Consider the following 25,970-nt stretch of genomic DNA (forward strand, 5'->3'; position numbering starts at 1 on the left):
ATCATGAAAGCAATCACATATTTACTTTTTTTTATTTCAATAAGTGGCCTTGGTCAAGTAAAAGGAAACAAAAAAATTGATACAAGATTTTTTCATGTAGAGAATCTTGAAGAACTTGAGATAGGTTTATACGCCAACATTATAGTGGATGTTGCAGGCAAAGAAGGAATGACCATTACGGCAGACAATAACCTTTTTAAACATATTGATGCTGAAGTTGTAGATGGAAAACTAAACTTAAGCCAACTAAAATGGATTCAGCCTTCGGTAGAAATGATTATTAAAATAGGTGCCCCAAATCTAAATTGGATTCAAAATGGCACCAATAACGACATCGAAATAAATAATGTATCAAAAAATAATTTTGCTGTTTCGGCATTAAACGGAACGATACGCCTAAATGGTAAAGTTGAAACATTAAATGTAAATGCTGAAAATGGAACTGTTGATGCTTCAAAAGTAAAGTGTAATACTGTTAATTTAAATATCTGGGGAGATGGAAAAGGTATAGTAGCCCCTATAGAATTACTAAATGCCAAATTAAGTAACTCCGCCGTTCTTGAATTAAAAAGTAAACCAAATAAAATTAAAGGAAACATTAAAGAAGCTCTTAGCAATAATTCAGCTGTTTCGGAGATCCGATACATTAATTTTAAAATTAAAAACAATAGTAATAATCGTTATAATTTTTATGTGGTTGGCCCTAAACCCAATGGGAGAAAATTTAGCTACGGATTTCCGATGATGCCTGGTAGTACACGAAAAGAGAGCTGGACCACCGGAACTAAAATTTATAAAGTTGGAACGCTAGGCATGAAAACACTCATCAGAAAGATTAAATTTTCTGATGAAAATAAAATAGTAAACCTTTTTTAACGCTTTTAATTCCTTAGAATATCTATAATGCAATGAATTTCTAGGGTTTAATAAAAAAAAATATATTTGTAACATCAAATCCCCCCGATTAGATGAAATCAAAAGATTTACAGCACATAGGTTTTGCACTCTTAAGAATTGTTCCTTCAGCTATGATGCTGTTCGTTCACGGTATTGGTAAGTTTCAAAAATTAATAGCAGGAGATTTTGCTTTTGCAGATCCAATAGGCATTGGACAGGCTCCTTCTCTGTTCTTAGCAGTGATTGGAGAGGTGGTTGCACCAATTTTAATTATTGTTGGATTTAAAACAAGATTTGCTGCGATACCAGCCTTTATAACCATGTTTGTGGCAGCTTTTGTACAACATGGTGCAGATCCTTTTACAAAAAAAGAATTAGCTATTTTATATGCGGTGATTTTTCTTGTAATTGGATTGATAGGTCCAGGAAAATATAGCCTAGACAGAAAATAATTAAAATAAAACAGTCAAGAGTTCTTTCAATAAATCTTGCTGCGACATATTTTGTGAACCTACCCCTTTGCCTTTTAAATCAAGCTTTCTTAAACCAGATACGATACCGCTTACACTTCGCATGGGATAATTCTTTGCAGCCGTTTGATATTCTCCAACAAAATAAGGACTCACTCTAAGCACTTGAGCAACAGCTTTGGGTGAATGGTCATTCATTCCATGATATTGCAATAATTGGGTGAAAAAACTATTTAAAAGAGTAATAGTTACAACAAAAGGATTGTCTTTCGGGTTTTGGGCAAAATAATTAATGATTCGAGTTGCTTTTTTTATATCTTTTTTCCCAACTGCTTTTTTTAATTCAAAATTATTAAAGTCTTTACTTATTCCAATATGTTGTTCAATATGGCTTGGCGTAATTTCTGTTTGTTTTTCAATAACCAAGAATAGTTTTTCAAGTTCATTGCTGATTTTACTTAAGTCTGTTCCCAAAAACTCAACTAATAATGCTGCTGCTTTGGGTGTTATTTGATAGCCTTTAGCAGTTAATAATCGCTTTATCCAATCAGCCACTTGATTCTCATATAATTTTTTGCTTTCAAAAACAACTCCGTTCTTTGATAAAATCTTATACGCGGCTTTTCTCTTATCTAACTTTTTATATTTGTAACACATCACCAAGATAGTAGTTGCTTGAGGTTTTTCAGCGTAACTAGCCAGTTGCTCAATGGTTCTTGACAAGTGCTGTGCTTCTTTAATAATTAAAACCTGATAATCTGCCATCATTGGGTAGCGCTTTGCATTTGAAACGATTTCATTTACACTTGTATCTTTCCCATATAAAACCATTTGATTAAAACCTTGTTCAGCTTCAGTCAATACTTTTTTAGCGATAAAATTTGAAATTGCATCAATATAAAAGGGCTCATCACCCATCAAAAAATATATTGGTTTTAGATTTCTATTTTTAATATCGTTTAGAATGCGCTTAGCTTCTTCCATTTAAAAAAAATCATCAATTTTGTGATATGCAGGGGCTCAATTTTCCATCATATCATTTCCGCCTTAAAAATACCGAAAATAGCACCTATATTTTTGATGTTATCCGTAAAAAATTTGTGGTACTGCAACCCGAAGAATGGGTCAGACAACATGTTATTCATTTCTTAATAGAAACCAAAAGGTATCCAAGGAGCTTAATAAATATTGAAAAGCAGCTTACTATCAATGGATTAAAAAAAAGATACGATGTAATAGTATTCCATGCCCAAGGTGATATAAATATACTTATTGAATGCAAAGCTCCTGAAGTTGAAATTTCTCAAAAGGTTTTTGATCAAATTGCAATTTATAATGTAAAATTAAAGGCAGACTATTTAATGGTTACTAATGGTCTGAATCATTATTATTGCCAAATGAATCATGAAGAAGAAAAATATACATTTCTAAAGGAATTTCCTGATTTTAGCCGTTAATTTGCTCACGTTTTGAGACTAGCAATTGTTATATTGAATTGGAACGGTGTAGAGCTGTTAAAAGAATATCTTCCTAAAGTATTGGAATATTCTTCTAATGCTTCAATTTATGTGATTGATAATGCTTCCACTGATACTTCTGTGAAACTTCTCTCAAACAATTTTCCTGAGGTATCAATTATTCAGAACAAAGAAAATCTAGGTTTTGCAGGAGGTTACAATGAAGGCCTTAAACATGTAGATAGCGATATCTTTTGTTTATTGAATTCAGATGTAGAGGTTTCCGAAGATTGGACTCAAGCTGTTATGGAACTCTTTACAACCAATAAGAAAGTCGCAATTGCCCAACCTAAGATTTTAGATTTAAAAAATAGAGAATATTTTGAGTATGCGGGAGCTGCCGGAGGATTCATAGATAAACTCGGCTACCCTTTTTGTAGGGGGCGTATTTTTCAATCCTTAGAAAAAGACACTGGACAATACGATGATATTACTGAAGTGTTTTGGGCAACAGGTGCTTGCATGTTCATTAGAAAAAATGTTTTTGAGGCATTAAATGGTTTTGATGCATCCTACTTTGCTCATCAAGAAGAGATAGATTTATGTTGGAGGGCTAAAAATATAGGTCATAAGATCTATTACACGGGTAAAAGTCATGTTTATCATTTAGGAGGATCAACTCTAAAAAACTCAAACCCTAATAAAACCTTTTTAAATTTTAGAAATTCTTTGTACTCTATTACTAAAAATTTACCCACAAAGAATGCTTTTAAGCTCATTTTCATTCGTTTATTGCTTGACGGAGTAGCAGCATTACATTTTGCTTTTCAACTAAAACCAAGGCATAGTTTTGCGATTTTAAGAGCCCACTTCAGCTTTTATAGAAATTTCTCTAGAGTCTTTAAGCAACGTGAAAAAGCTAATTTTGTATTAAATTATCATGTTACGAAGTCCATTGTGTGGTCTCATTTCGTACATCAAGTGAAGAATTTTAACATTTTAGTAAAAGATTAACGGTGTTGAAAACTTGACAATTTGCAATTGTTATAATTTTGAACCTTATTGAAATTAAAGTGTATTTAATTAACCAGTATAATATTATTCATTTATGAAAAAATTAGTTTTAGGTACTCTAGGTGCAGCAGTCTTACTGACATCTTGTGTGTCACAGAAAAAATATGCAGAACTAGAAGCTCAGCATAAAGAAGCTCAAGATTTGTTAAATTCAGCAACAGTAAAACTGAATGATTGTTTAGAAGAAAAGGCATCAGCAACTTCGAAAATGGAAGCATTAGAAGATCAAAATGCATTCTTACGTGCTAACAATCAAGAGTTGATTAATAACATGGGAGATTTAACTACCTTAACAGCAAAAGGTGCTGAAAACTTAGAAAAATCTTTAGAAAGTCTTCAAGAGAAAGATTTGACCATACGTAGATTACAAGATGCGGTAACGAGAAGAGATTCAGTAAACCTTTCTTTAGTTCAAAGTTTAAAAGGTGTTTTAGGAAATCTTGATGACGAAGACATTGAAGTAAGCGTTGAAAAGGGTGTTGTTTTTGTTTCTATCTCAGATAAATTATTGTTTAGTAGTGGTAGTTATAACATCACAGCTGCTGCAAAAAATGTCTTAGGAAAAGTGGCTAAGGTAGTTAACAATAAGCCTGATTTTGAGTTCATGGTTGAAGGCCATACTGATGATGTACCTTACAGAAAAGGTGTGTTACTAGACAACTGGGATTTAAGTGCAAAAAGAGCAACTGCCATCGTTCGTATTTTACAAAATGATTATGGTGTTGACCCTAAGCGTATGACCGCTGCTGGTCGTGCAGAATTTGTTCCTGTTTCAACTACAGACAAGTCTAAAAATAGAAGAACACGTATTGTTGTACTTCCAAAAATTGACCAATTCTATAGTATGATTGAAGAAGGTATGAAAGACCCCGCTATCAACGAATAGACCTTTAATTATAATACATGTAAAGAGCGACCTAACAGTCGCTCTTTTTTTTTGATAATTTTTTAAATAGAATCATAGAATATCTAAAGAACCCTTGCCTTCTCTTACAACTTCAGGTTCATCTGTTGATAAATCGATAATTGTTGAAGCTGTATTATCACCGTAACCTCCGTCAATTACAATATCAACCAAATGTTGCCATTTTTCAAAAATCAATTCAGGATCAGTAGTATATTCCAAAACATCATCTTCATCATGAATTGATGTAGATACTATCGGATTACCTAGTTCCCGCACCATGGTTTGAGCTATAGTGTTGTCTGGAACACGAATACCAACAGTATTTTTCTTTTTAAAATCTTTAGGTAAATTATTATTACCTGGGAGAATAAAAGTATAAGGTCCAGGTAAAGCTCTTTTAAGAATTTTAAATGTTGCTGTGTCAATTTGCTTTACATAATCAGAAAGATTACTTAAATCTGCACAAATAAAAGACCAGTTGGCCTTGTGAAGTTTGATTCCTTTTATTCTGGCTATTTTTTCTAAAGCCCTTGACTTGGTGATATCACAGCCAAGGCCATAAACTGTATCCGTTGGGTATATCACTAGACCACCACCCCTAAGCACCTTGACCACTTTATCTATCTGATTAGTACTAGGGTTGTTTTCATATATTTTAATGAAGTCTGCCAAGCTTTTTCAATTGAATAAAACAGTCGTGAAAGTAATCATTCTTGATTATAAAATGGTCAGTGTAATTCTGATGTAATGACCTAACGTTTTATATTCATTAAATCTCCGGACTCTTGCAGCATTTTTATATTATCCGGAGTTAAAACATAATAAAGACTATCAATATAATTTTCAGTTTTGTCAATATCTCTTACTCCTGTTAGCTTGTTTGTTTCTAAACTATTATAGTTTACGTAAATACTGTCATCAAACACTTCAAGTACTTTAAAAGTTGAATAGTAATTTTGTTCAGTTCTGAAGGTATATACATCAAACATAGCGGGCTGTTCCAAATATTCAGCAGTTCGTGCTTTATCCTGTGAGTTGGAATAAAAAGCAAAAGCAATAACAATAGCTATCAAAGCTAATCCCGAATATTTCCAAATTGGTGTTTTTACCGAGCCTTTGAAATTCTTGTAAGCCATTTTGCCATCATCGTTCAATTCTTTCTTTTTGAACCCTTTATGACAATGTTGACATTCAAAAACCCCCGTTTTACCAGCCGGAAATAAAGGTATCCAGAAAATATGGACATGACGACCATAAACACTGGCTGTCATTTGATTTGGCGTTTCACAATTTGGGCATTTTGTATTTGGTAATGGAGCACTCTTAAGGTGTGTAGAACGATATCCGTATACTATCATTTGGTTAGGTTTTTAGTTTAAACGTGATAATTAAATATTTGTTTTGAATAACCAATCAGCAAAGTTCAATTATTTAGATACATCTAAATTCCCTGAAATCTGATAAAATAAAGTTGACTGAAACTCTACGATACTTAAGTAATTGGCTTTAACTTTTAATCACCCCGTCCTAAATAGGCTCTGATAGAAACAATTTTGGAACTAGAATTAAAAGAAATTACATCTACAACATAAAGTTCCTCTTTTTTATCTATTGTTATTTTAAGCTCGGCTACAATTGTATTGGAGCTTTCATACATTGATAATACCTCAATGGTAATGGAATCAACATTGTTAAAGTTTTTCTGTGTTTCTTTTAAAGCTTCGTCTTTACCAACAACGCTAATTTTCCAATCACGCAAAACGATGGTATCATCAAAAAGGGCTGCTACTCCATTAATATCTTTTTTCGCATACTTTTTTAAATAGAAAATGCACAATTCTTTGTTAGAAAGACTTTTCATTTAAAACAAGACTATTGACGATTAGTATATAATTCGAGAGCCTGTAAATACTTTGAAGCTCCTTCCTCTGTTTGATCATAAATAAAACCTTTAAGTTCTGGTTGGTTTTCATCCATCCAGTTTAAAAGATTAGTTCTGTTTTTCACAAATAATGAATCATTGAATACTATATACTTAGTGGTTTCAATGCTTGTAATCTTATCTTTATCAAATCGGATGACTTGATTGGTAACAATTGGTTCTTCGTGAAGAAACAAAATTCTTTTGTCAGTCTTTGAAATCTGAGCTTTTACGATATCACCTTCAGAAACAATATCAATAATTTCATATTTGGGTTCAAACATTGCGTCCCATTTAAGCCAATCCTTATACTGCGCTAAAGAAAATGTTTGCTCGTAATCGTATTCTGTTTCTTTAGTCAAAAGACTATCTGTTAATAATGAAGCAATCTTCGAATCGTCAGAATTACTCAAAACCTTATAGTACTGTTTGGCAATTTGAAGTTTACTTAGCTTTTGATTTTCACTTTTACATGAAATAAATATGATTGCTATGAATAGAAAAACTAATTTTTTATGCATTGGAGTATATTTAATTCAATATTCCGATTTAAAATTTAGCTTTCCTTTTGAACTAAAAAATACAGGTTTAAGAAAGCACTTCTAATTTAGCAAAACGAAGTAATAATTTTTTTATATCACCACGTTCAAACTTAATTTCAGCTTTTTTGTCATTGCCTACACCTTCAATTTTTAATACTTGACCCTTTCCAAACCTTGTATGATTTACTAATGATCCTTCTTCTAAATTCGGGTCAATGACATTGGTGCTTTTTGAAGGTTTACTTAATTCAGGCTTTAGCTTACGAAGTTTTCGTAGTTGATTTGCATTAGGGGATCCTACTGGTGGTGGTGTTCCGTTCTGTGGTTTGACTTGACGCAGTTTACTTTTATCAACTTCACCAAAAATATTTGCATCAATCATTGATTTATACCTGTAACCATCATTTACAGGGGTTAAATTATCCACATATTGTTCGTCAATTTCTTCTAAAAATCGACTAGGTTCCGCATCTATTAATTTACCCCATCTATATCGGTTCTGAGTATAGGTGAGGTAGGCTTGTTTTTCTGCTCTAGTTAAAGCAACATAAAATAATCTTCGTTCTTCTTCTAACTCACTTCGAGTGTTCATGCTCATAGCAGAAGGGAATAAATCTTCTTCCATCCCAACGATATATACGTAAGGAAACTCTAGGCCTTTTGCTAAGTGAATTGTCATTAATGCCACTCGATCATCATCACCAGTATCTTTATCTAAATCGGTAGCAAGAGCAACATCTTCTAAAAATTCTGAAATGTTACCAGTAGCATCAGCAAGTTCTTTTTGTCCCTCAACAAAATCTTTAATTCCATTCAATAACTCTTCAATATTCTCCATGCGGCCAATGCCTTCAGGAGTTCCATCTTTTTTAAATTCTAATAATAGGCCGGTTTTTTTAGAAACATGCTCAGCCAAGGTAAAAGCATCTGAACCTTCATTCATAATTTGAAAGCTCTTAATCATGGTTACGAAATCTTCGAGTTTTCTTTGCGTACCTGAGTTGATTTTAAGATTCAACTTAGGTAAATTATCCATTACTTCAAATATGGAACGACCGTAATGATTAGCGGCTACAACCAATTTGTCAATGGTCGTCTGTCCTATTCCCCTTGCTGGAAAATTTACCACCCGTTTTAGTGCCTCCTCATCTTTGGGGTTGATGACTAAACGCAAATAAGCTAAGACATCTTTAATCTCCTTTCTTTGATAAAACGAAAGTCCCCCATAAATTCGGTAGGGAATATCTCGTTTACGAAGAGCATCTTCAATAGCCCTTGATTGAGAATTGGTTCGGTATAAAACTGCAAACTCACCATTCCCCATTTGATGATTCATTCGATTGTCCCAAATGGAAGAAGCTACATACCTACCCTCTTCAGCATCAGTAATACTACGATGGATAATGATTTTGTTTCCTTCATCATTCGCAGTCCAAACAACTTTTTCAAGTTGATTTTTATTATTGGAGATTATAGAATTTGCCGCATTAACGATGTTCTTAGTGGATCTGTAATTTTGTTCTAAACGATACATGCCCACATCTTCATAATCTCTTTGAAAATTGAGAATATTACTAATATTGGCCCCTCGGAAAGAGTATATACTTTGAGCATCGTCGCCTACAACGCAAATATTCTGATACCTGTCAGCCAAAGCTTTTACTATCAAATACTGAGAGTGATTGGTATCTTGATACTCATCAACCAAAATATACCTGAACCGGTCTTGATATTTCATTAAAACCTCTGGAAAACGAGTTAATAGCTCATTGGTTCTAAGCAATAAATCGTCAAAATCCATGGCTCCAGCTTTAAAACATCGGTCCACATAGTTTTGATAGATTTCTCCAAGCCTGGGACGCTTAGCCATGGCATCAGCCTCTACTAATTCAGGGTTTTGGTAATAGGCTTTTACAGTAATTAAACTGTTTTTATATGAGGAAATTCTGTTTTGAACTTGTTTGTACTTGTAAATATCTTTATCCAAGCCCATTTCTTTAATAATGGACGCGATTAATCTTTGAGAATCTTGAGTATCATAAATGGTGAAATTACTTGGGTAACCTAATTTGCTGCCATCAAAACGCAAGAGTTTGGCAAAAACTGAATGAAAAGTTCCCATCCATAGGTTCTTGGCCTCAGAACTACCTACAATATCAGCAATACGTTTCTTCATTTCGCGTGCTGCTTTATTCGTAAATGTTAAAGCTAAAATATTGAATGAATCTACTCCTTGCGCCATTAAATGTGCAATTCGATAAGTTAAAACACGCGTTTTACCAGATCCTGCTCCCGCAATGACCATTAAGGCACCGTCTTTATGTAAAACCGGCTCGCGTTGAGCATCGTTCAATCCTTTTAAATATGCTATTTCTTCTTCCACAAATAAAAACTCAATAAATTAACTACTTCAAATATAATTCAAGTAGTATTTGATAGCATACAATTTTAGACTCACAAAGAAAGTCTGGTAGCATTCTAATCACCATCATCGAGTGAAATTAGCCAATCTGTTCCGTTTCCAAAAACTAAGCTTTAAATACTTTTAAACAGGAATGGTTTTTCCTTAATATTTAAATATATTTAGACCTTATGATAAAATCACTGCCAGTATTTCTAACATTTTTTCTTACGTTTTTTCTTTTTAGCCAAGAAAAGAAAATGGGACCTATCATTAAAGATTATGGTAAAGTTTGGAGTATTAAAAACCTTGATTATCAAGTAAAATTAGATTCGGAGTTTAAGGTTGTTTTTGATATTATGAATAGTCCAAAAGATGTCAATCAACGAAATGCAAGTATTGAAACTGCTGCTCGTTTTTTAAATATGCATGGGCAAAGTGGAGTTTCAAAAGAAAATATGAAGGTTGCTCTTGTGGTGCATAACAAAGCGTCGAAAGATATTATTACCAATGAGGCTTATAAAGCTCGTTACGGAACCGACAATCCGAATGCTGAAATGGTACAGCAGCTAATAGAGGCTGGAGTAGAGTTTGTATTTTGTGGGCAGTCATCACTTTCAAGAAATTTTCCAATAGAAGAAACAGTCCCGGGAGTGCAATTATCCCTGTCAGCAATGACTGCATTAATACAATTACAAAATGACGGTTATCGTCTTATAAAATTTTAAATCCAACAGTTATGAATAAATTAGTACTAATCGGCATTTGTCTTTTAACATCAGGTTTGTTTGCCCAAGGACCTAACCTTGAAAAAGACTATGAACAAATTGAAAATAAAGTTATAGAATGGCGTCATGACATTCATCAAAACCCAGAGCTCGGAAATAGAGAGTTTAAAACAGCTGAAAAAATTGCTAATCACCTTAAGTCTTTAGGGATTGAAATTCAAACCGGAGTTGCTTATACTGGCGTTGTTGGTTTACTAAAAGGTGACAACCCAGGACAAGTAGTTGCCTTAAGGGCTGATATTGATGCTTTGCCAGTTACAGAAAGAAATAATTTGCCATACAAGTCTAATGTTACGTCTGAATTTTTAGGAGAAAAAGTTGGTGTTATGCATGCCTGTGGTCATGATACACATACTGCTATTTTAATGGGTGTTGCCGAAGTTTTGTCTAAGAATAAAGATAAGATTAATGGTACCGTAAAGTTCATTTTTCAGCCAGCAGAAGAAGGACCTCCGCCAGGAGAAGAAGGTGGTGCTTTATTAATGGTAAAGGAAGGTGTGATGGAAAACCCTAAGGTAGACGCCATTTTTGGCTTGCATATTAATTCACAAACTCCTGTGAATATGATTCGCTATAAGTCAGGCGGAACAATGGCCGCTGCTCAAAGCTTTACAATTAAGGTGAACGGCAAACAGAGTCATGGTTCGCAACCATGGGGTGGCGTTGACCCTATTTTAATTAGTGCTAAGATTATTGACGGTTTACAAACCATAATCAGTCGTGAAACAGAACTGACTAATGAAGCTGCTGTAATAACCGTTGGAAAAATAAAAAGTGGAGTTCGTTTCAATATAATCCCTGAAAGTGCAGAAATGATTGGAACTATTAGAACATTGGATTATGATATGAAAGATAAGCTGAACAAACGAATGATTGAAATGGTAGAAACTATTGCCAAAGCTTATGGTGGAACAGCAACTTGTGAAATTAATGATGCTACGGATATTACCTACAATGACCCAGCATTAGTGACTCAAATGTTACCAACTTTAGAACGTGTTGCTGGTAAAGAAATGGTTGTTACTCAAAAAGCAATTACTGGGGCAGAAGATTTTTCTTATTTTCAAAGAGAAGCTCCTGGTTTCTTTTTCTTTTTAGGTGGAATGACCCCAGGTACAACAGAATCTTTTCCTCATCATACTCCGGATTTTTTGATTGATGATGCCGGAATGCAATTAGGAGTAAAAGCAATGACGGAATTAACGTTAGATTATTTATCTGCTGGAAAGTAGCTTATAATTTATTCGTATTAAAAAATTGAATCTGTTTATTGGAATTGTATATGGATAGTATTGGAACCTTAATTACTAGTATCCCTTGGTGGCTTTGGGTTATTGCCTTCATTGTTTTAGTAGCTATTTGGGATATTTTTTTTCAACGTTCTCATACCATTAAGCATAATTTTCCAGTAGTAGGTCATTTACGGTATTGGTTAGAGAGTATTGGGCCAGAAATGCGACAATATTTTGTTGCTAATAATCGCGAAGAGCTTCCTTTTAATCGTATCGAGCGCGGGTGGATTTATGCCTCAGCTAAAAAGGAAAACAATTACGAAGGCTTTGGAACCGATCGAGATATCTATGCACACCAACATATTTTCGTAAAGAACGCTATGATTGGTTATCAAATTCCGAAAGACCATCCGAATATTAATAATCCATACTTTTTACCATGCGCAAAGGTAATTGGTGGCTATAACAAAAGAGAAAAACCTTTTCGACCTGCATCCGTAATAAACGTCTCTGCCATGAGTTTTGGTTCGCTATCGGCAGCAGCTGTTGAGGCCATGAATAAAGGAGTACACAAGGCAAATGCCTATCACAACACTGGTGAAGGTGGTCTTTCACCGTATCACAAGCAAGGTGGTGATGTAGTTTTTCATTTTGGAACAGGTTATTTCGGGGTGCGTTCAAAAGAAGGTAACTTCTCTATGGAGAAAATGAAAAAGTTAGTTCATGAGAACCCTTGTATTAAGGCTATTGAAATAAAACTATCTCAAGGGGCCAAACCAGGCAAAGGTGGCGTACTTCCTGGCGCAAAAATAACCAAGGAAATTGCAAACATTAGAGGTGTTGAAGTTGGAAAAGATGTGTTATCCCCAGCAACCCATAAGGCTTTTAATTCTATATCAGAGTTATTGCAATTAATTGAGGCTATCGCAAAAGAAACAGGACTTCCTGTTGGTATCAAGGCAGCCATAGGTAAACTACAACAATGGGAAGAACTTGCTGATTTAATGGTCAAAACAGGAAAAGGACCTGATTTTATTACAGTAGATGGTGGTGAAGGCGGAACTGGTGCAGCTCCCCCAAGTTTTGCTGATCATGTATCACTTCCCTGGGTTTACGGTTTTGCTAGTTTGTATAAAATTTTTAAGAATAAAAATCTTACGGAACGAATTGTATTTGTTGGTAGTGGAAAATTAGGGTTTCCCGCTAAAGCGGCCATGGCATTTGCAATGGGCATTGATTGTATAAATGTTGCTCGAGAAGCAATGATGAGTATTGGATGCATTCAGGCACAAATTTGTCATACAAATAGATGCCCTGCTGGTGTGGCTACACAAAGTAAATGGTTGCAAAATGGTATTAACGTTCCTTTAAAATCAGACAGGCTTGCGCAATACTTTAAAACATTTAGAAAAGAGTTTTTAGAGATTACCAGAGCCGCTGGTTATGAACATCCTTCTCAATTTACCATGCAAGATATTCAAGTAAACGTAGATGATGACTATCTTAGTAGTGATTTAAGAACTGTTTACGGTTATGAAAAAACACCAGTACCTTTTACAGATATACAAGCCTTAATGGAGTGTGCGTATTTAGGAGGCCAATAATAAAAACCATTAGAGCATGAAAAGACTATTACCCCTTGTTATCTTATTAGTATTTACCAGTATATCGGCACAAAAAAAGAGTGAACTTATCGCTGAAATCGGAGAACTCGAAAAGACAATTATGTCATTAAATGATTCCGTGTCATTAGCGCAAAGACAAATAAACAAATCAAACTCAAAAGCCGAGCTATTTGAAAAAGAGAATGAAGATTTGCGGGCTGCTAATGCTACTTTATTACAAAATTTGACCAATTTTTCTAAAATTTCTAAGCAAAACACAGAATCAGTTGGTAATGCACTTAATAGCTTAAAGAAAAAAGAAGAACAACTTAGGGTAATTACAGATACATTTTCGCAAAACGATTCTATCGCTATTGCCATATTTACGCAAATAAAACAAACTATGGGTCCTGACGCGAAAGCCGGTGTTTCTAATGGCAGTGTGCTTATTTCAAATTCTTTAGATAATTTATTCGGATCAGATTCAGGTGCAACGCTAACTGAAATTGGACTGACTTGGGCCTCTAAAATTAGTGAGATTATAAAGGCAAACCCTGACCGTTCTATAATTGTGGAAGGTTTAAATATTACAGGAGAATTTGACGTCACTTATGCTCAAGCTAGTGCTATGGCAAATGCGCTGACTAAAACGGATGGTGTTGGTTCTGAAAGAATACAAGTTCTAGTTAAAGACGGTAATTTTAAAGAAGGTATTTCTATAAGAATTGCCCCAAATCATGCCGCATTTTATGAAATGGTAAAAAAAGAATTTCAATAGAATTCAATATACTTTTAGCCTAAAATTGGCGTTCTATTTTCATTAAAACCAAAATGAACCATGAGCGGAGATCAAGTTTTCCAACTATTTGCCTATTTATTGCCTTCAATTGTTACTGGTGCAATAGCTTTTTATTTCTTTAGAATGCATACGAATAATGAAGAAGGACGAAGAAGATTCTTACTTCATAAAGATTCACAAAAAGATACCTTACCTGTTAGGTTACAAGCTTATGAACGTATGGCTCTATTTTTAGAGCGTATTTCAATTAATAGTTTGGTCGTTCGTGTTGCTCCACAAAGTCAAGATAAAGCCAAATATGAAAACCTGCTTATAAAACAGGTGGAAAATGAGTTTGACCATAATTTGCCTCAACAAATTTATATGACTGACGAATGTTGGAATGTTATAAAAGCTGCTAAAAATGCAACTATTCAAATTATTCGTTCAGCAGGAATGAGCGAATCTGATTCAGCAGATAAACTTCGTGAAGATATTTTGAACAAAACTATGGAAAAACAATCACCTTCCGCTACGGCACTCTCTTTTGTAAAGAAAGAGATTGGTGAACTATGGTAAGCTTAAGTTTATAGATTATTCTTTTAAATCAGGAATGATTGGCATACTCTCTATATTTTTATTCTTAGCATAGAGATACCCTTTTTTCCACCAAAGCGTCATTTTTTTCTTATTGAAAATCAGGGAATTAACAGTTAATATTGTTGGTGTATAGTAGAGGTTAATTATAGCGTTTTTTTGATTTGCCACTAATTTGCCAATCCTAATGTTTTGGTGTTCAATTCTATCTAAAATAAAACTCAACATACTGGTCAAAAGCTCAAAAGGATTTCTAGATGGTACTCTATTCATATAATTTACCTCAGTATGCAATACGACAACATCAACTTCGGTTGCTCCTCTTCTAATTGCTTCTTCGATAGGCACTATACTGCCTAATCCGCCATCTGCATATTCACAACCATTTTTTCGAACCAAACTCATAAAGGGTATATAATTGGCAGAAACCCAGATCCAATCACAGAAATCATCATAATCACATTCCTTTATTGATTTATACTCTACTTGATTTAGAGATAAATTAGAAACTGTAATCACAACATCGGGACTATTAGCTTGTAATTGCTGAAACTCTTCAAAAGTTAAACTCTCTTCAATCAGGTTTCTAAGATTCTCACTTTCTCCAAATGTTTTTTTACCCTGAAAAAAATTTCGCACTACGTTCCAATGATTGATAGAAATTTCATCAATACCATATTTCTTTTTCACTACAAATGGGCAGCTATTAAAAATACTTTTCTGATTGACATTACTATATATTTCCTTGATTTTGTCAAGCTTGCCTAATGCTAAATGTGAAATCAAAAGACTACCAGTAGAAGTGCCCACAAAAATATCGTACTCCTTACCCAATCCTTCAATAAGGTATTGTGCGACGCCTCCTGCAAAAGCACCTTTGCTACCACCACCTGAAATCACCAATGCCCTCATGGATTTATTAATTTTTTAAGTTTAAACTGTTCCTCTTCTGCCATTGAATAAGAAACATTCAAAAGTCGTGTTTTCATCTCATTATTTTGGGCTAATTGTTTCAATAAATTTCTTGAAGACTTTTTAAACTGCCAAACATGATGATTCGTTGCAATAATAAGGTTCCTTAACGATTCATCACTAAATGCTTGGATTTGACTTAAATAACGAAAGGCTATTTGACGTACCTCAAAATGATAATGAGGAGCAGTATAACCATTTAATTCATTGTAATACTCCAGTTTCTGAGCAGATTGATATTCCGATGTTATTAAGGCCAAGGTCAACCAAAGCAATCGAATATTTTTATTAGGTAATCCTATATTCTCTTTCGTTTTTTCGAGGTAATCAATTCTATCATCTGGGAAAGATGTCCAAAGTTTGTATAAGGATAATTCTCTAGTTAAATAACTGGAATCATTTAATAAAGATTCAGCATCTTCTTTAAGAAGGTCTGACAAATTATCAAGAAGTTCAAGAGCTTTTAACCTAATTTTTGGCTCTTTATTTCTTAGTAATAACATATAATTCGCCTCAAGATACTTATCAAAATGTTCATTTATCAAATTCAATTTATACTGAATTGGTTCTTCGGTTTTGAGAAATTCAAAGGATACTAACTCCCGATTTTTTTCTATAAAAAACATGCGAATTGAGGAGCTTTTTGTCATCAAATATGTTTTTACTTCTTCCCATGGAAATTCCTCCGATTCTAACCATTTCTTCCTATAACCTGATAAATTTTGACCACTTGAAGATTCTAATTCACTTAGAAAATTGGCAATCGTCACATTTTCAAATTGGTGTTTCTCCAAATAGGCCTTTGTGCCATTTTTAAAAGCTTCCTCCCCTACTTCATCTTTTAGCATTACCAAAGCCCAAGCACCTCTTTCATAGAAAGTTAGACTATTGGCATTGGGGTTGGTTAATGCTTCACCATCACCATTTTCAGATAAATTATGAAGGGTTTTGGCCGTTTCATAAAGCTTCCAGTAAAAATGATCATCTCCAAACAAATGCTTTTCAGCTAAATACGCATAATAGGTTGCAAAACCTTCATGCAACCAATGATGCTCGCCACTTTCTTCTGTTACCAAATTACCAAACCATTGGTGTGCTAGTTCATGCGCATTAACATTAACATAGTTCTTATCTATGAAAGCAGTGGAGTCAATCATATATTGATTTGAGAAAATGGTGGTTCCAGTATTTTCCATTCCAGCATACATAAAATCTTGAACTGGGACCTGCTTGTAATTTTGCCAGGGGTACGGAAACCCAATCTCTTCCTCTAAAAAATCAAAAATTTGTTTAGTGTAACGATACGTTGGTTCGACTCTTAAGCTGTCTTTTGGTTCATAATACAGTTCAATTGGAATCCCCGAATTTGACTTTATGACTTTCTTCTCAAAATTTCCAATTACAAATGCGACCAAGTAGCTGCTCATGGGTTTCTTCATATTAAACTTCCATGTTTTCAAGCCACCAGTTATTTTCGAACTTGTTAATCTGCCATTAGCTATGACATTATAATTTGGATTAGAATAAATGGTCAAATCAAATTCAACCTTTTCATTCATATCATCAAAACTAGGTAGCCAATGGCTTGTATATTTCCCTTGGCCTTGGGTCCAAATTTGCTGATTATCATTTATTTCATCATCAAATCCTAAAAAATAAAGAGTCTGTCTAGGTTTCGCTGCAAAACCAAACTTAACTACATAGTTTCCTTGAATCAACTTTAGCTTAAGAGTTAGTTTCTTTTTATCATATTCTAAAAACTCGCTAACTTCTTTCTTATCAAGGTAAAATTGGGCGAATTCCATATCGATAGCGTCAAAAGAAATACTATCAATAGTCGAGTTAACAATAAAATCATATTTCACAATACCAGAAATACCATCTGAGTAGAGTTTTATCTCTGCATCAACATGAGTAAAATCCACATCAGGCTGCTTTTGAGCCAAAAGAGTTGATGTAAAAACGAAAATAAATACAAACTGGAAAAACCTCATAAAAGCAAAGTAGCAAAAGTCAATCCAAATTACATATTTTAGTTCTATGAATCCTAATTTCCTTCAAACCCCTTTGGTTTACTTAAAAGGTGTTGGTCCTAATCGGGCTGAAACCTTAAAAGTCGAATTAGGTTTGGAGACCTTTGGAGACCTACTTCAATTATATCCTAATAGATATTTAGATAAAACCCAATACTATAAAATTGGACAATTAAAAGATAGTGGTGCGGATGTTCAGATCTTAGGAAAAATAGTTCACTTAAAAACGGTAGAACAAAAAAGAGGAAAGCGTTTGGTGGCCTCTTTTGTTGATGATACGGGTCAAATGGATTTAGTTTGGTTTAGAAGCCATAAATGGATTCGAGAAAATATTAAGCTTAACGAACCTTATGTCGTTTTTGGAAGAGTAAATAGATATGGTAGTATTTTTTCAATGCCGCATCCTGAAATGGAATTACTTAAAGTACATCAAGCTGGGCTAAAAATTAGCATGCAACCTATTTATCCATCAACAGAAAAATTGAGTAATTCAGGTATTACCAATAAAGTTATCTCTAAACTAATTCAACAACTTTTTATAGAAACTAAAGCGGACTTTGATGAAACACTTTCACAATCCTTGCTTGAAGAATTAAAACTCATTGCAAGGGCTGATGCCTTATTAAATATCCATTTTCCAAAAAGTCAAGAGCTTTTGGCTAGAGCACAATTCCGTTTAAAATTTGAAGAATTATTCTTTGTGCAAATGCAATTACTTAATAAAAAAGCGGTTCGTAAGCACAAGATAAAGGGGCTTCCATTTGACCAAGTTGGAGAAAAATTTAAATTTTTCTTTACAAATCATTTGCCTTTTGAGTTAACCAATGCTCAAAAAAGGGTCATCAAAGAAATAAGAAACGATATGGGTAGTAGTGCTCAGATGAATCGTTTGTTACAAGGTGACGTGGGCTCAGGAAAAACAATTGTTGCACTAATGTGTATGCTTTTAGCAATCGACAATGATTATCAAGCTTGTTTGATGGCACCTACGGAAATATTGGCCAATCAACATTATAATGGTTTGAAAGAACTATTGGCTGATATGGAGATTACAGTTGCAATCTTAACTGGTTCTGTTAAAAAATCAGCTCGAAGAACAATTCATGAACAATTGGAAAGCGGAGAACTTAATATTTTGGTGGGAACACATGCTGTTTTAGAAGATAAAGTACAATTCAAAAACTTAGGTTTAGCGGTTATAGATGAACAGCATCGTTTTGGAGTAGCACAACGTTCCAAACTCTGGAGGAAAAATTCCCTTCCTCCCCATATTCTTGTAATGACTGCTACCCCTATTCCTCGCACACTTGCTATGAGTCTTTATGGAGATTTAGATATCTCTGTAATTGATGAATTACCTCCAGGTCGTAAAGCAATCAAAACGGTACATCGTTACGATGCCAACAGGCTAAAGGTATTTCGATTTATCAAAGATGAAATAAAAAAAGGGCGTCAAGTTTATGTGGTATATCCCTTAATTCAAGAGTCTGAGGCTATGGATTATAAAGATTTAATGGATGGCTATGAGAGTATTGCAAGGGAATTTCCGCTTCCAGATTTTCAAATATCTATTGTTCATGGTCAAATGAAACCGCAAGACAAAGACTATGAAATGGAACGTTTTGTAAAAGGCGAAACTCAGATAATGGTTGCCACCACAGTTATCGAAGTTGGTGTCAACGTACCAAATGCTTCGGTAATGATTATTGAAAGCGCTGAACGTTTTGGTTTATCACAATTACATCAGCTTCGCGGACGAGTCGGTCGTGGAGCTGAACAAAGTTTCTGTATATTAATGACCAGTCATAAGTTATCAAGCGATGCAAAAACTCGATTAGAAACCATGGTCCGAACTAATGATGGTTTTGATATTGCCGAAGTAGATTTAAAGCTACGTGGCCCTGGTGATTTGATGGGTACCCAGCAAAGCGGACTTTTAAATTTGAAAATAGCAGATATTGTTAAAGATAATCAGATTCTAAAATCAGCTCGCTATTATGCGATGCAATTATTAAAGGCAGATCCAAAATTAGAAAAAAATGAACATTTGGTCATAAGAAAGGCTTACGCCACTTTAGTAAAGGATAAAGCCATTTGGGGATATATTAGTTAAAGCATTCGATAATGCTCTTTGAGTAAGTAAAAAAACCTATGAACATATGAATTTATCTTTTAACCATAACTTGTTCTAACCAAGGTTTTCGTTCGAATTCATATTCATAGATAATTTCTCCTTCAAAATTCATAAAGATTAGACCAATAAAATCAGGATTGTCTTCCTGAATAATCCCTTGCGTAAAACCATGGTATAACACGGCAAAAGTTTGAGATTCTATATCAAATATATGTTGCTTTGGTTGTCTTATGGGGTTAGGAACAGGAATACCACTACTTCTGAAATATTCTCTATAGGCTTCGGAATCAAAACTTATCGAACTATTCGATTCAAAATCATATATTCCCGGAAAAATCTTTAATTCTTCTAAATTGAAAATCATTAACCCAACTTTGTTCCCTAAAATTTGGGCATTACCAATTGTTTCACCAATAATTAATCCTTCCGAAATGGAAACTTCATTTGAAAATAATGTTCGTCTACTTTCTAAATCAACTAAATCGAAAAGAGTAGATCCTTTTTTGACAATCATATTTTGATTATCTATGATAGGAATTTTTTTTTCTGATGTTCTATCCTCATAAATAATTTCATTAGATCTCGAATCATATACTATCAAACCATCTTGGTCCGTAGACTGACCTTGTGAATCTAGATTATCAAAATGAAAAAAGTAGTGAGTATCAGTGGCCCAGTTTAGATTAAAAGAATCTCCTATTCTGGCTTCAACTATTTTAGGTAAGATTTCGCTCTCATTAGTTGTGTAGTTTCTTATTATTGGAATTATACCTTCTATCTGCTCACAGTAATCGTTATTAAAGGAAATTATACTTGTAGAATTTGCTCTAAATTGCGAACCGATTGAGATACAATTTTCTTCGGATATCAATAAATCAGATCTTAACACAGAAGAAATTTCCCCATTATCCAAATTGTATGTAATAATTTCTTGTTGTTCAAATGTTGAACCTTGAATAAAACTTAGCACATTATCTTGTCCATTTTCTATAATAGATGCATTCAAATCCAAACTTGCTAAAGAGGTTAAATTTGTTTCGAAACTTGGATTATTTCTTGTTTCAATAAAATCAATATAAATAAATTCGCCTTCTCGAATTGAAGGGTTAGAGAAATTCTTGAGTACAATTGATAATGAAAAAGGAAATGAAAATGATTCTTCCTCATTTTCTTCAATAACTATTTCATCATCAGTTTGTTGTTCAACTTCAGGCTCAGTTACTGTTGAATCAGAACTACAAGAAATTAAAAGTGAAATCAGAAAAAGTGTTGAAATTTTTCTCATATTATAGCTAAGTTACCTAGTGTACAACGTGGAAAATACTAAAATAATATTAAGAAATCTATAGGCCTTGAGTTAACTGTCATATTTTTCTATTTCGTATTTGAACATCGTAATTTCTATAAGACCCCATACTGTTCAAAAGGCCTACAATTTTTATCTTAGCAAGTCAAAATTGAAAAGATTTTATAATGAGTAATACCCTCTTTGATAAGGTTTGGGATTCCCACGTAGTAAAGAAAATAGAAAATGGCCCAGATGTCTTCTTTATTGACCGTCACTTGGTTCATGAAGTAACAAGTCCGGTTGCTTTTTTAGGTTTAAAAAATAGAAATATTCCTGTTTTATATCCTGAAAGAACTTTTGCAACTGCAGATCATAATACACCAACAATTAATCAACACTTACCAGTCGCTGACCCATTATCTGCAAATCAATTAGAAGCATTAGAAAAAAATGCAGCTGAACATGGTATTCCTTATTGGGGCTTAGGTCATGAAAAGAATGGTATAGTGCACGTAATTGGCCCAGAAAATGGTATTACATTACCTGGTGCTACCATCGTTTGTGGAGACTCGCATACATCTACACATGGTGCTTTTGGAGCTATTGCTTTTGGTATTGGTACTTCAGAAGTTGAAATGGTTTTGTCTACGCAATGTATCATGCAGCCTAAGCCAAAAAGTATGCGTATTAATATCAATGGCAACTTAAACTTTGCAGTAACTCCAAAAGATGTTGCCTTATATATTATTTCAAAATTAACTACTTCTGGCGCCACTGGTTATTTTGTGGAATATGCTGGCGATGTATTTAAAAATATGAGTATGGAAGGTCGTATGACCGTCTGTAACTTGAGTATTGAGATGGGTGCTCGTGGTGGAATGATTGCTCCTGATGAAAAGACTTTTGAGTACGTAAAAGGAAAAGAATTTGCACCTAAAGGAGAAGCTTGGGACAAAGCAATGACCTATTGGGAAACATTGTATACCGAGGAGGATGCCACATTTGACAAAGAATTGACTTTTGATGCCGCTGATATTGAACCAATGATTACTTATGGTACCAATCCTGGTATGGGTACAGGTATTAGTAATGGCATACCAATGGCAGAAAGTCTTGAAGGTGGCGTTGCTACTTATAAGAAATCCTTAGCATATATGGATTTTAATGAAGGTGAAGACATTAAAGGAAAACAAATTGACTTTGTTTTCTTAGGTAGCTGCACCAATGGTAGAATAGAAGATTTTAGAGCGTTTGCCTCTATCGTAAAAGGCAGAAAAAAAGCAGATAATGTTACAGCATGGTTAGTCCCTGGTTCTCATAAAGTAGAAGATGCGATTAAAGAAGAAGGTATTCTTGATGTGTTACATGAGTCCGGTTTTGAGCTACGCGAGCCTGGTTGTTCTGCATGTTTGGCAATGAATGATGATAAGATTCCTACTGGCAAGTACGCTGTTAGCACCTCCAACAGAAATTTTGAAGGCCGTCAAGGCCCTGGAGCCAGAACTTTATTGGCTAGTCCTTTAGTTGCGGCTGCGGCTGCGGTTACGGGTAAAGTTACTGATCCTCGAGAATTAATGGAAATGGAAACTGCATAAGGCTTTCAAATTAACAACTACAATATTTAAACATGGCATACGATAAATTCAATATACTTAAAAGTTCAGCTGTTCCTTTACCAATTGAAAATGTTGACACGGATCAAATAATTCCTGCACGTTTTCTTAAGGCAACAGAAAGAAAAGGTTTTGGGGACAATTTGTTTCGTGATTGGAGATACAACGCTGATAATACACCTAAAGAACAGTTTGTTTTAAATAATCCTATTTATAGTGGAAAAATCTTAGTTGGTGGTAAAAACTTTGGGTCAGGTTCATCTCGTGAACACGCTGCTTGGGCGGTTTATGATTATGGATTCAGATGTGTTATTTCAAGTTTTTTTGCTGATATTTTTAGAGGGAATTGTCTAAATATAGGGGTTTTACCTGTTCAGGTGAGTCCAGAATTTCTTGATAAAATCTTTAAAGCTATCGAAGCGGAACCTAATACGGAACTTGAAGTCAATTTGCCAGAAGAAACTATTACTATTTTAGCCACAGGTGAAAAAGAAATTTTCGCAATCAACGAGTACAAAAAAGACAACATGACAAATGGCTTTGATGACATTGATTATTTGTTGAATGTAAAAGAAGACATCAAAACTTTTGCTGAGAGTAGACCTTTTTAAATTCTAGTAATGGCGAGAACCATTGAAATTATGGATACCACCCTTAGGGATGGAGAGCAAACCTCAGGTGTATCTTTTACGGCTTCCGAAAAACTAACGCTTGCAAAGCTTTTGTTAGGTGAACTTAAAGTGGATCGAATTGAAATAGCCTCAGCAAGGGTTTCGGAAGGGGAATTCAATGCTGTAAAGCAAATTACGGACTGGGCAATAGAAAATAATTGTATTTCTAAAATTGAAGTGTTGACTTTTGTTGATGGTGGAACTTCAATCAAATGGATGGAAAAAGCGGGTGCTAAAGTTCAGAACTTACTGACTAAGGGATCGCTTAATCATTTAACGCATCAACTCAAAAAAACTCCTGAACAACACTTTACAGAGATTGCTAAGGTCATTGAACTAGGAAATAAATCTGGTATTGATACGAATGTTTACCTTGAAGATTGGAGCAATGGAATGCGTAACTCACAAGATTATGTATTACAGTTTCTTGATTTTCTTACCGAGCAACCCATTAAAAGAGTCTTATTGCCAGATACATTAGGGGTATTGACGCATACAGAAACTTCTGAATTTCTAACAAAAATTGTAAAGAAATATCCGAATACTCATTTTGACTTTCACGGACATAATGACTATGATTTAGGTGTTGCTAATGTAATGGAAGCAGTTAAAGCCGGATGTCACGGACTCCATCTAACGGTAAACGGCATGGGTGAGCGTGCGGGTAATGCTCCTTTAGCAAGCGCAATTGCTGTAATCAATGATTTTTTACCTGAAGTTACCACAGCTGTAAACGAATCTTCCCTTTATAAAGTGAGCAAACTTGTTTCTGCATTTACTGGATTCGGAATACCTGCAAATAAACCTATAGTTGGCGATAATGTATTTACTCAAACTGCTGGAATTCATGCAGATGGAGATAGTAAGCACAATCTTTACTTTAGCGACTTAATGCCTGAACGTTTTGGTAGAAAACGTAAATATGCCTTAGGTAAAATGTCAGGTAAAGCAAATATTCAAAAGAACTTACAAGAATTAGGATTGAGTTTGAATGATGAAGAGCTTAAAAAAGTAACAACGCGTATTATTGAACTAGGTGATAAAAAAGAGCGGGTAACTAAAGAGGACCTTCCATATATTATTTCTGATGTATTAGATAGTAGTTCTTTTCAACAAAAGGTATTTGTTAAGTCTTATGTGTTGACACATGCAAAAGGATTACAACCTTCCACTACCCTATCTATGGAGGTTGATGGAAAGCTATATGAAGAAAATGCACAAGGTGATGGGCAGTTTGATGCCTTTATGAATGCTTTACATAAAGTATATGGTAAACTAAAGGTGAAATTACCCGAATTGGTTGATTACGCCGTTAGAATTCCCCCAGGTAGTAATTCAGACGCTTTATGTGAAACTATGATTACTTGGAAAACAACAAAGAATGATTTTGTTACTACCGGTCTAGACTCTGACCAAACAGTATCAGCAATTAAAGCAACTGAAAAGATGCTCAATATAATTTAAATAACACTCAAGACATTTTTATGAAAATGAATATCGCCTTATTGGCAGGAGATGGTATAGGACCAGAAGTAATAGATCAAGCTGTAAAAGTATGTGATACTATAGCGAGTAAATTTAAGCATGAAATCTCATGGAAACCTGCCCTTACAGGAGCGGCTGCGATTGATGCTGTTGGGGAACCTTATCCGAATGAAACCCATGCCATTTGCGAGGCTGCGGATGCAGTTTTATTTGGTGCGATTGGTCACCCTCGTTTTGATAATGACCCTTCTGCAAAGGTTCGACCTGAGCAAGGTCTATTAAAAATGCGCCAAAAATTGGGCCTGTTCGCCAATGTACGGCCAACCTTTACATTTCCTTCATTAATTGATAAATCTCCGCTAAAGCGTGAGCGCATCGAAGGTACCGATTTAGTGTTTTTTCGTGAATTGACAAGTGGTGTTTACTTTGGCGAAAGAGGTAGAAAGGACAATGGAGATACTGCATTTGATACCATGACCTATCAGCGTTTTGAAATTCAGCGTTTAGCTAAAAAAGGTTTCGAGGCAGCAATGACGAGGGGTAAGAAGCTTTGCTGTGTAGATAAAGCCAATGTATTGGAATCTTCTCGTTTGTGGAGGGAAACTGTACAAGCGATGGAAAAAGACTATCCTGAAGTTGAAGTTTCTTATGAGTTTGTTGATGCTGTTGCTATGCGTTTGGTTCAATGGCCCAATGAATATGATGTTTTGATTACAGAAAACCTTTTCGGTGATATTCTTACTGATGAGGCTTCAGTTATATCAGGTTCAATGGGATTAATGCCTTCCGCATCTTTAGGAGAAAAAACATCATTATTTGAACCTATACATGGTTCTTACCCACAAGCTGCAGGTAAAGACATTGCAAATCCATTAGCAACTGTTTTATCAGCTGCAATGATGTTTGAGACAGCTTTTAATTTACACGACGAGGCCAAAGCCATAAGAGATGTTGTCAATAAATCATTGGCGGAAGGCTATGTTACTGAAGATTTAGCTGAAGGAGGCAAAGCTTATAAAACAAGTGAAGTTGGAGATTGGTTGGCTAAAAATATGTAAGATTAAACCGCTTACAAATAAAAAACCCTGTGAAATTCACAGGGTTTT

At 34.5% G+C, this 25,970-nt stretch carries 24 protein-coding genes; 15 read left to right on the forward strand and 9 right to left on the reverse strand.

The features are described from left to right. Window positions 1-3: 3 nt before the first annotated feature. Both RM542_RS08310 and RM542_RS08315 read left to right on the forward strand, forming a co-directional pair. Complete coding sequence (locus RM542_RS08310; protein WP_311385276.1) at window positions 4-876, forward strand: GIN domain-containing protein; 873 nt, start codon at window positions 4-6, stop codon at window positions 874-876. A gap of 92 nt (window positions 877-968) precedes the next feature. After that, the gene (locus RM542_RS08315) at window positions 969-1,349 is read left to right on the forward strand and encodes a DoxX family protein (RefSeq protein ID WP_311385277.1); all 381 of its coding nucleotides are present in this window, start codon (window positions 969-971) and stop codon (window positions 1,347-1,349) included. On the opposite strand, the gene holA is transcribed toward RM542_RS08315, so the two are convergent. Next, entirely contained in the window at window positions 1,350-2,351 is a 1,002-nt protein-coding gene (holA, locus tag RM542_RS08320) for a DNA polymerase III subunit delta (RefSeq protein ID WP_311385278.1), read from the reverse strand. 26 nt (window positions 2,352-2,377) lie between these two features. On the opposite strand from holA, the gene RM542_RS08325 reads away from it, so the two are divergent. From RM542_RS08325 to RM542_RS08335, 3 genes are all read left to right on the forward strand, one after another. Next, window positions 2,378-2,824, forward strand: coding sequence for a type I restriction enzyme HsdR N-terminal domain-containing protein (locus tag RM542_RS08325; RefSeq protein WP_311385279.1), 447 nt, complete (start codon window positions 2,378-2,380; stop codon window positions 2,822-2,824). A gap of 12 nt (window positions 2,825-2,836) precedes the next feature. Then, window positions 2,837-3,838 carry a glycosyltransferase family 2 protein gene (locus RM542_RS08330; RefSeq protein ID WP_311385280.1) on the forward strand — a complete coding sequence of 334 codons (1,002 nt, stop codon included), beginning with the start codon at window positions 2,837-2,839 and terminating at the stop codon, window positions 3,836-3,838. Window positions 3,839-3,932: 94 nt separating this feature from the next. After that, window positions 3,933-4,784, forward strand: a complete 852-nt coding sequence (locus RM542_RS08335) for an OmpA family protein (RefSeq protein ID WP_311385281.1) — start codon at window positions 3,933-3,935, stop codon at window positions 4,782-4,784. Window positions 4,785-4,856: 72 nt separating this feature from the next. Here RM542_RS08335 and RM542_RS08340 read toward each other — a convergent pair whose 3' ends face one another. The 5 genes from RM542_RS08340 to RM542_RS08360 all read right to left on the reverse strand — a co-directional run bounded on the left by RM542_RS08340 (window position 4,857) and on the right by RM542_RS08360 (window position 9,651). Next, entirely contained in the window at window positions 4,857-5,477 is a 621-nt protein-coding gene (locus RM542_RS08340; protein WP_311385282.1) for an L-threonylcarbamoyladenylate synthase, read from the reverse strand. An 80-nt stretch (window positions 5,478-5,557) separates the two neighbouring features. Beyond that, the gene (locus RM542_RS08345; RefSeq protein WP_311385283.1) at window positions 5,558-6,163 is read right to left on the reverse strand and encodes a hypothetical protein; all 606 of its coding nucleotides are present in this window, start codon (window positions 6,161-6,163) and stop codon (window positions 5,558-5,560) included. Window positions 6,164-6,318: 155 nt separating this feature from the next. Then, complete coding sequence (locus RM542_RS08350) at window positions 6,319-6,666, reverse strand: nuclear transport factor 2 family protein (RefSeq protein WP_311385284.1); 348 nt, start codon at window positions 6,664-6,666, stop codon at window positions 6,319-6,321. Window positions 6,667-6,677: 11 nt separating this feature from the next. Then, the gene (locus RM542_RS08355; RefSeq protein WP_311385285.1) at window positions 6,678-7,247 is read right to left on the reverse strand and encodes a hypothetical protein; all 570 of its coding nucleotides are present in this window, start codon (window positions 7,245-7,247) and stop codon (window positions 6,678-6,680) included. 67 nt (window positions 7,248-7,314) lie between these two features. Then, a complete protein-coding gene (locus tag RM542_RS08360; protein WP_311385286.1) occupies window positions 7,315-9,651 on the reverse strand; it encodes a UvrD-helicase domain-containing protein in 2,337 nt (778 codons plus the stop codon). Window positions 9,652-9,860: 209 nt separating this feature from the next. On the opposite strand from RM542_RS08360, the gene RM542_RS08365 reads away from it, so the two are divergent. Genes RM542_RS08365 through RM542_RS08385 form a run of 5 tightly spaced genes read left to right on the forward strand, consistent with a single transcriptional unit; the run spans window position 9,861 to window position 14,650 of the window. Then, window positions 9,861-10,397 (forward strand): DsrE family protein, encoded by a 537-nt coding sequence (locus tag RM542_RS08365; RefSeq protein WP_311385287.1) that lies wholly within the window; start codon window positions 9,861-9,863, stop codon window positions 10,395-10,397. An 11-nt stretch (window positions 10,398-10,408) separates the two neighbouring features. Next, window positions 10,409-11,689, forward strand: a complete 1,281-nt coding sequence (locus RM542_RS08370; protein ID WP_311385288.1) for an amidohydrolase — start codon at window positions 10,409-10,411, stop codon at window positions 11,687-11,689. 50 nt (window positions 11,690-11,739) lie between these two features. Next, window positions 11,740-13,293: an FMN-binding glutamate synthase family protein gene (locus tag RM542_RS08375; protein WP_311385289.1), complete on the forward strand. Its 1,554-nt coding sequence runs from the start codon at window positions 11,740-11,742 to the stop codon at window positions 13,291-13,293. Window positions 13,294-13,309: 16 nt separating this feature from the next. Further along, entirely contained in the window at window positions 13,310-14,071 is a 762-nt protein-coding gene (locus RM542_RS08380) for a hypothetical protein (protein ID WP_311385290.1), read from the forward strand. Window positions 14,072-14,131: 60 nt separating this feature from the next. After that, entirely contained in the window at window positions 14,132-14,650 is a 519-nt protein-coding gene (locus tag RM542_RS08385; protein ID WP_311385291.1) for a hypothetical protein, read from the forward strand. 15 nt (window positions 14,651-14,665) lie between these two features. Here RM542_RS08385 and RM542_RS08390 read toward each other — a convergent pair whose 3' ends face one another. Further along, window positions 14,666-15,580 (reverse strand): patatin-like phospholipase family protein, encoded by a 915-nt coding sequence (locus RM542_RS08390; RefSeq protein WP_311385292.1) that lies wholly within the window; start codon window positions 15,578-15,580, stop codon window positions 14,666-14,668. Continuing rightward, window positions 15,577-17,586 carry a M1 family metallopeptidase gene (locus RM542_RS08395; protein ID WP_311385293.1) on the reverse strand — a complete coding sequence of 670 codons (2,010 nt, stop codon included), beginning with the start codon at window positions 17,584-17,586 and terminating at the stop codon, window positions 15,577-15,579. The genes RM542_RS08390 and RM542_RS08395 overlap by 4 nt, the downstream gene beginning before the upstream one ends. Before the next feature lie 94 nt (window positions 17,587-17,680). On the opposite strand from RM542_RS08395, the gene recG reads away from it, so the two are divergent. After that, window positions 17,681-19,786, forward strand: coding sequence for an ATP-dependent DNA helicase RecG (recG, locus tag RM542_RS08400; RefSeq protein ID WP_311385294.1), 2,106 nt, complete (start codon window positions 17,681-17,683; stop codon window positions 19,784-19,786). 52 nt (window positions 19,787-19,838) lie between these two features. Here the strand turns inward: recG and RM542_RS08405 are convergent, their stop codons facing one another. Further along, window positions 19,839-21,092 carry a hypothetical protein gene (locus RM542_RS08405; RefSeq protein WP_311385295.1) on the reverse strand — a complete coding sequence of 418 codons (1,254 nt, stop codon included), beginning with the start codon at window positions 21,090-21,092 and terminating at the stop codon, window positions 19,839-19,841. A gap of 188 nt (window positions 21,093-21,280) precedes the next feature. Between RM542_RS08405 and leuC the strand changes: the two genes are divergently transcribed. Genes leuC through leuB form a run of 4 tightly spaced genes read left to right on the forward strand, consistent with a single transcriptional unit; the run spans window position 21,281 to window position 25,922 of the window. Then, window positions 21,281-22,690 carry a 3-isopropylmalate dehydratase large subunit gene (leuC, locus tag RM542_RS08410; RefSeq protein ID WP_311385296.1) on the forward strand — a complete coding sequence of 470 codons (1,410 nt, stop codon included), beginning with the start codon at window positions 21,281-21,283 and terminating at the stop codon, window positions 22,688-22,690. 32 nt (window positions 22,691-22,722) lie between these two features. Continuing rightward, the gene (gene leuD, locus RM542_RS08415) at window positions 22,723-23,319 is read left to right on the forward strand and encodes a 3-isopropylmalate dehydratase small subunit (protein ID WP_311385297.1); all 597 of its coding nucleotides are present in this window, start codon (window positions 22,723-22,725) and stop codon (window positions 23,317-23,319) included. A gap of 9 nt (window positions 23,320-23,328) precedes the next feature. Continuing rightward, the gene (locus RM542_RS08420; protein ID WP_311385298.1) at window positions 23,329-24,843 is read left to right on the forward strand and encodes an alpha-isopropylmalate synthase regulatory domain-containing protein; all 1,515 of its coding nucleotides are present in this window, start codon (window positions 23,329-23,331) and stop codon (window positions 24,841-24,843) included. Between the two features lie 20 nt (window positions 24,844-24,863). Then, window positions 24,864-25,922: a 3-isopropylmalate dehydrogenase gene (gene leuB / locus RM542_RS08425; protein ID WP_311385299.1), complete on the forward strand. Its 1,059-nt coding sequence runs from the start codon at window positions 24,864-24,866 to the stop codon at window positions 25,920-25,922. Window positions 25,923-25,970: the final 48 nt, after the last annotated feature.

The sequence above is a fragment of the Croceitalea sp. P059 genome (assembly GCF_031846365.1).
GTDB classification, from domain to species: Bacteria; Bacteroidota; Bacteroidia; order Flavobacteriales; family Flavobacteriaceae; genus Croceitalea; species Croceitalea vernalis.